Here is a 5,818-nt window from a genome sequence, read left to right as displayed (position 1 = left end):
CCGTCCCAGACGATGGCAAAGCAGTCACCGCCCAGGCCGCAGGAAACCGGTTCGACCAGGACGATCGTGGCCGCGGCCGCGATGGCGGCGTCCACGGCGTTGCCGCCCTTGAGCAGCATGCGCAGACCCGCCTGGGCCGCCAGCGGGTGCGACGTGGAGACCACGTTGCGGGCGAACAGCGGGATGCGAACGGAAGGATACGGGTTGGCCCAGTCGAAGGTTTTCATGTGGCGGGTCTCTTAACGGTTAAGCGGGCGAAGTTACTCTCGTGCTTTAATTAAATCAATTTGATTTTTTGTTCCGTCATAAAAGAATTTTTTATGAGTACGATCCGTTTTTTGCGCACGTTCCTGGCGGTCGCGCACCACGGTTCCTTCTCCGAGGCCGCCGAGCAGGTCGCCCTGACGCAGGCGGCCGTGAGCTTTCAGATGCGGTCGCTTGAAGCCGAGCTGGGACGCGAACTCTTCGACCGCAGCGGGCGCCTGGCCATCCTGAACGCGGCCGGGCGCGAATTGCTTCCAGAAATCAAGCACTTGCTGGATTTATACGACAGACTCAGGCGCCCGAGTACTGCCCCCGGCGAATTGGCCGGATCGGTATCGGTGGGCAGCATCGTGTCCTGCATGGGCACGCTGTCCAAGGTCATCTCGGGGCTGAAGAAGGCGCATCCCAAGCTGGACGTGCGCATCCTGTCGGGCAAGGCCAGCGAACTGGCGGGCAAGGTGGAGGACGGCGAGCTGGACGCCGCATTTCTGGTGGAAGCCGGCCGCAAGATGGCCAGCACGCGCTGGACGCCGCTATATGAAGAACAGATGGTGGTGATCGCGCCGCGTTCCGCAGCCGGCCAGGACGCACGCGAGGTGTTGGCGGGAAACCCCTTCCTGCGCTTTGACCGGACCCAGCGCACCGGGCTGCAAATCGACCGCCTTTTGCGGCGCATGGCGGTGCCGGTCAACGACTTCCTGGAATTGAATGCCATCGAGACGCTGGTGGAACTGGTGCGCCAGGAGGTCGGCGTGACGCTGCTGCCGCTGATCAACGGCGCGAACTGGCAGCACAGCCCGGAGCTGCGGATTTTCTACCTGCCCGAGGACCTGGGGCCCCTGTCGCGCTCCATCGGGATGCTGGAACGCCGCGAGCATGCCCGCCAAGGCATCACGGCGGCGATCTGCGAAGCGTGCGCGCAGGCTTTCCGCGCACGCGAACCGCAAACCGCCGCGTGAGGCTTACTCGGCCATGGCCGGGTCGGTCTTGGACGGCTTGCCCGTCTCGATGCGGCCGGCAAAGCGACGCAGCCACGACGGATCCTCGGCCAATCGCACCGTAAAGTCGTACCAGGCATGGCTGCCGGCCAGCGCCCAGTGCTGCTCGACCTGCCCGCCCGCCGGGACCGTGAACGTCCAGCGTTCGTGGTTGGCGTAATAGGCGTTGGGCGTCACCTCAAACGTGCACGGCGTCTTGCCGGCATTGATGAAGCTGACGTAGACGTCGCCGTTGGCGATGTCGTAGCAGACGCGGATCTCGGCGTCCTGCTGCGCCGTGCGGTCATGCGCCAGGTCGCCCGCGAAATGGCGGTGCCAGCCGTTGGGGCCCAACACCCACAAGTCGTACTTGCCGCCGTCGGCGGCCGTGTCCCAGCTGCCTTCCAACTGCTTGTCCGGCTCGACCGTGTAGCGGCGCGGCAGGCGATCCAGATGCAGGCGGTCGTAGACGTGGAACACCGCGGCCTGCTTTCCCGTGTTCGAGAACACCAGCCACATGTTGCCGGTGCCCGGCTGGCTGCGGCCGCTGGTGTGCAGTTCATACGGCAAGGCGCGTGAGTTGCGCACGCCCTTTTCCTGGATGCCCTTGGCCTGGGTGGACGGATCCGGCAGCGGCACGGCCGTCAACGCCTGCTGGGCGGCGCGCTCCTGGTCTGCCTCCGAGCGGGTCAGGATGTCGAGACCCGACAGCTTCTCGTCGTTCGGCGTCGCGAAGTTGAAAGCCGAGGTCAGGTCGCCCAGCACGGCGCGGCGCCACGGGCTGATGTTCTCTTCCTTGACGCCAAAGCGGGCTTCCAGAAAACGCAGCACCGACGTGTGGTCGAACGCCTGGGAATTGACCCAGCCGCCACGGCTCCACGGTGACACCACGTACATCGGCACGCGCGGGCCGGGGCCGTAGACGCGATTGTCGGCGGCGTCCTGGGCGGACGCGTGCGTGTGGCGTTCCAGGTCGGTGTTGACGGTGGAGGCGCCGGCCATGGAACCGTCGGTGTTCAACGACGGCGCAGCGGGCGGCGGCACGTGGTCGAAGTAGCCGTCGTTTTCGTCAAAGTTGATGAGCAGAACGGTCTTGCTCCAGACGTCCGGATTGGCAGTCAGCGCGTCCAGCGTTTCCTGGATGTACCAGGCGCCCTGCACGGGGCTGGACGGGCCGGGGTGTTCTGAATAATTGGCGGGCGCGACGATCCAGGAGACCTGCGGCAGCGTGCCGTTCAGGGCGTCATCACGCAGGGCCTGCAGGAAGCCGCCATCGGGCATGGTGTTGGCCGTGCCCTTGTAGAGCGGGTTCGCCGCGTCCAGGCTGGGCGTCCAGGCCGGGTACGGCGCACCGTTGCTGCCGTTGCCGGCCAGTTCGTTGGCGCGGCGGTACTGCTGAAAACCGGCCAGCGGGTTGTCGCCGAAGTTTTCGGGCAGGTTCTGGTAGACCTTCCAGGTGACACCGTTTTCCTGCAGGCGTTCGGGATAGGTCTTCCAGGTCCAGCCGATGTTCGAGGCGCCCAGGCTGTCCCACTGGTTGCGGGTGGACGGGCCATTGCCCTGCGCCAGCGGGTCGTTGGTGCCGGTCCNNTCGGCCAGCGCGAACTGGAACTCCACTTCCTTTTCGCGGTAGTAGCCCATGGACTGGTTCTGCTTGTAGCGCGGCCATTGGTCCATGCGGCCGCCGTCCCAGGCCATCTGGGCGTCGACGTAGTCGTGCGGCGTGCCGGCCACGCGCTGGGCGTTGCCCTGGGTGCTGTCCAGGTGATACGGCATGACGACGCGTGTGCCGTTGGTCTGTTCCCAGACGGAGCGGTTCTGCGGCAGCGGAATGGTGATGCGGTCACCAAAGCCCCGCACCCCCTTGAAGGTGCCGAAGTACATGTCGAACGAGCGGTTTTCCTGCATGAGGATGACCACGTGCTCGACGTCGTTGATGGTGCCGGTGCGGTTGTTGGCGGGGATGGCCAGCGCGCGGCGGATGGCGGGCGGGAACATCGACAGCGCGGTCAGCCCGGCGGTGGAGGCGGCGGCGTTGCGCAGGAACCGGCGCTTGCCGGCGTGGATCGTGTCTTTTTCGGACTTCACGGATGCTTTTCCTATGGGTCTACAAGAAGCGCGGCTCAGGGCGCGCAACGCAGTTCGGGCTTGGCGGGCGGCGGCGGCGCGGGCGTCTCGGGCTGGGTGGGGGTGCCCGGGTCGGTGGGGGTGCCGGCGTCGTCATCGTCGTCGCCGCCGCCGCAGGCGGCCAGGGTGGCGGNNTGGCGGTCAGCATCAGCACCGCGCCGGCGCGCAGGAAACCGCGCAAAATCATGGACTTGCTCATGGGTTATCTATCCTTGGGACATCAGGGAAACAGTTCGGAGACGGACTTGCCGGACATGGCGAGGGACTTGACTTCGTCCTCGGTCAATTCGCGCGACCAGAACGCCAGGTCATCGAAGACCATCGTGTACGGGCCTTTGGTGCCGGCGCAGCAGATGCCGTAGGTGCCTTTGCCGTCTTCGTTCAGGCCGATGTGCGGGCCGAACACGCCGGCGATCTGCGCGAGGTTGACGGTGCCGGTGGCTTTGGTGAGCCGCGTGAAGCCCAGTTCGCTGTCGTAGCGGTAGGCCACCATGGTCTTGGTGGTCTTGTTGACGGACATGGCGATGTAGACGGGCTTGTTGGCCGTGAACTTGACGCCTTCGATGTCGACGCGCGATCCGCCGGCGAGGTTGAAGCGCAATTCGGGGCCGGCCCATTGGGCGATGGTGATGCCGGGGTTGCCGCCGGAGTTGTAGTCTTTGTTGCCCACGATGGATCGGTCGTTTGCGGTGCCGTCGGACTGATACCAGAAGCCGATGGTGAACGCCTGCACGCTGTCCAAGAGGCCTGCGGGGTAGTCGAGCTTGAAGGCGCCCAGTGCGGCGGCGCTGCGTTCGTTGCGGAAGCTCTTGCCGTACATGCCGGGATCGGCGTAGGCGGGGGCCTGGACGCCGTCGTAGGGGGTGATGGCGCCGCCGCCCGCGGCCTTGTCGGCCACGTCGCCTTCGAAGGGGAAGAACATGGTGAGGCCGGTGCGCAGGGAGGGCAGCAGCAAGATGGGTTTGGTGTAGACGACCGAAGCGCGGGCGGCGCTGACTGCGCGTCCGGCGGAGACGCTGTAGGCCAGTTCATGGACGCCTTCGAGGTCGAAGGTGAAGCTGGTGTCGACATATTCGGTGGCGGTGCCGGGCAGGCGCGCGATTTCCTTGCCATCGCGGCTGACGACGATGTCGCCGGCGGGTTCGCCAACGCGCACCCAACTGACCGTGACGCTCTTGTTGTCCATGGCGGTGCGGGTGGCGACGCGGCGCAGCGCCAGCGGTTCGGAGAGCGCGGTGCCGGCCATGTCGTAGGCGTCCGCTTGGGGCAATGCGGCCAGGTGCGAGAGGACGGTGGGCGCAACGTCGGCGGCGCTGGGCAGCGCGTACCAATTGGTGTCCCATACGCCGTCAAACGAAGCGTCATCGGCGCTGCCGCCGAGCAGGGTCGGTTGATTGGCGGCGAGGAGGATGGTCTTGTTGGAGGAGAACGGCAGGCCGTCGCTGCCGCCGGTCTTGTCGAGGCCGTGGCTGGACGCGACGACCATGAGCCAGTTTTCGTTGGGATGGGCGGCGCGGCGGTCGGCGAGTTGCTTGGTCAGCACACCCAGGGCGGCGTCGGTTTGGCGGATGACGGCTTCGTAAGTGGTGCCGAAGCCGCTTTCGGCGGCGGCGCGTTCGGGCGCGGCGAATTGCGCGACGACGACGTCGTAACCTTCGGCGATGCGGTCGCGGGCCTGGGAGGCGACGCAGTCGTCTTGGCCGGCGCAGTCGGTCAGCGTTTGCACGTAGCCGGCGTCGCGGTCGGTGCCGAGCAGGCTGGCAAGGACGGGAGAGTTGAAGGCGCCGGCGGTGCGGGCCTCGGGCTGCGCGGTCTTGATGCGTTGGAAGAGGCTGGGGGCTTTCATGGCCTGGCCCTGCGCGTTGGAGCGCACGCCATGCACGTCGGCCCACTGGCCGGTCAGCAAGGTGGCCCAGCCGGGGGCTGACAGTGTGGGCTGTTGAGTGACGGTGCCGGTCACGCCGCCGGTCCAGGCGCGGGTGACGGTCAGTTGGCTCAAGTTGGGGAGCGTGTTGTCGGCGGCGCCGCGGCGCAGGGCGTCGTAGGTCAGGCCGTCTACGCCAACAAACAGCACCTTGTCGACGCTCGCCTCGCCCGGCGTTGTCACGGGCGGCTGGGTCGGCGGTGGCGGAGCAACGGGCGCGTCGTCATCATCATCGCCGCCGCCACAGCCGGCCAACGCGCTGGTCGCCAGCAACATGGCGCACCATCTTCTCCAATTCAATGTCTGCATTGCTTCTCTTCTCTTTTTCATGAAGGGGGTCTTACGCTGGGCGACATGGTGGCGATCGAACGTGAAAGACCCGTGAAGCAAAGGAGAGAAACGTTGATTGCTGAATCAGGATTTTTTTGCGTATGGGGCAATGCTCGGGGGCTTTTTGGATGGGTCGGTTGCTTGTTGGGCAAGGGAGGGATTAGTGGAGGCTGCGGTTCTTGAGGCGTCCGGCACG

At 66.0% G+C, this 5,818-nt stretch carries 4 protein-coding genes and 1 pseudogene; 1 reads left to right on the top strand and 4 read right to left on the bottom strand.

Annotated features, from left to right (window positions below; all coding sequences use genetic code 11):
- Positions 1 to 227, bottom strand: a 227-nt coding sequence (locus B3446_RS16630) for a gamma-glutamyltransferase (RefSeq protein WP_291383473.1), incomplete at its 3' end; no start/stop codon positions are given.
- 93 nt (positions 228 to 320) lie between these two features.
- On the opposite strand from B3446_RS16630, the gene B3446_RS16625 reads away from it, so the two are divergent.
- Positions 321 to 1,223 (top strand): LysR substrate-binding domain-containing protein, encoded by a 903-nt coding sequence (locus B3446_RS16625; RefSeq protein WP_175126128.1) that lies wholly within the window; start codon positions 321 to 323, stop codon positions 1,221 to 1,223.
- Positions 1,224 to 1,226: 3 nt separating this feature from the next.
- On the opposite strand, the gene B3446_RS16620 is transcribed toward B3446_RS16625, so the two are convergent.
- The 3 genes and pseudogenes from B3446_RS16620 to B3446_RS16610 form a co-directional block, all read right to left on the bottom strand.
- On the bottom strand, positions 1,227 to 3,329 hold the full coding sequence (locus B3446_RS16620; protein ID WP_291383471.1) for a phosphocholine-specific phospholipase C: 2,103 nt from the start codon (positions 3,327 to 3,329) through the stop codon (positions 1,227 to 1,229).
- A 35-nt stretch (positions 3,330 to 3,364) separates the two neighbouring features.
- A pseudogene (locus tag B3446_RS16615) lies at positions 3,365 to 3,555 on the bottom strand (hypothetical protein).
- 33 nt (positions 3,556 to 3,588) lie between these two features.
- Positions 3,589 to 5,568 carry an alkaline phosphatase family protein gene (locus B3446_RS16610; protein ID WP_291383469.1) on the bottom strand — a complete coding sequence of 660 codons (1,980 nt, stop codon included), beginning with the start codon at positions 5,566 to 5,568 and terminating at the stop codon, positions 3,589 to 3,591.
- Positions 5,569 to 5,818: the final 250 nt, after the last annotated feature.

It is taken from the genome of Achromobacter sp. UBA5777, from assembly GCF_002418565.1.
In the GTDB taxonomy this organism is placed as follows: Bacteria; Pseudomonadota; Gammaproteobacteria; order Burkholderiales; family Burkholderiaceae_B; genus Achromobacter; species Achromobacter animicus.
Note: the sequence above shows the minus strand (reverse complement) of the source record. Positions and strands in the feature narration are given on the sequence as shown.

Coding starts and splice junctions, on each gene's coding strand:
- B3446_RS16625 (WP_175126128.1), top strand. CDS start 321: ATGAGTACGATCCGTTTTTTGCGCACGTTCCTGGCGGTCGCGCACCAC.
- B3446_RS16610 (WP_291383469.1), bottom strand. CDS start 5,568: ATGTTGCTGGCGACCAGCGCGTTGGCCGGCTGTGGCGGCGGCGATGAT.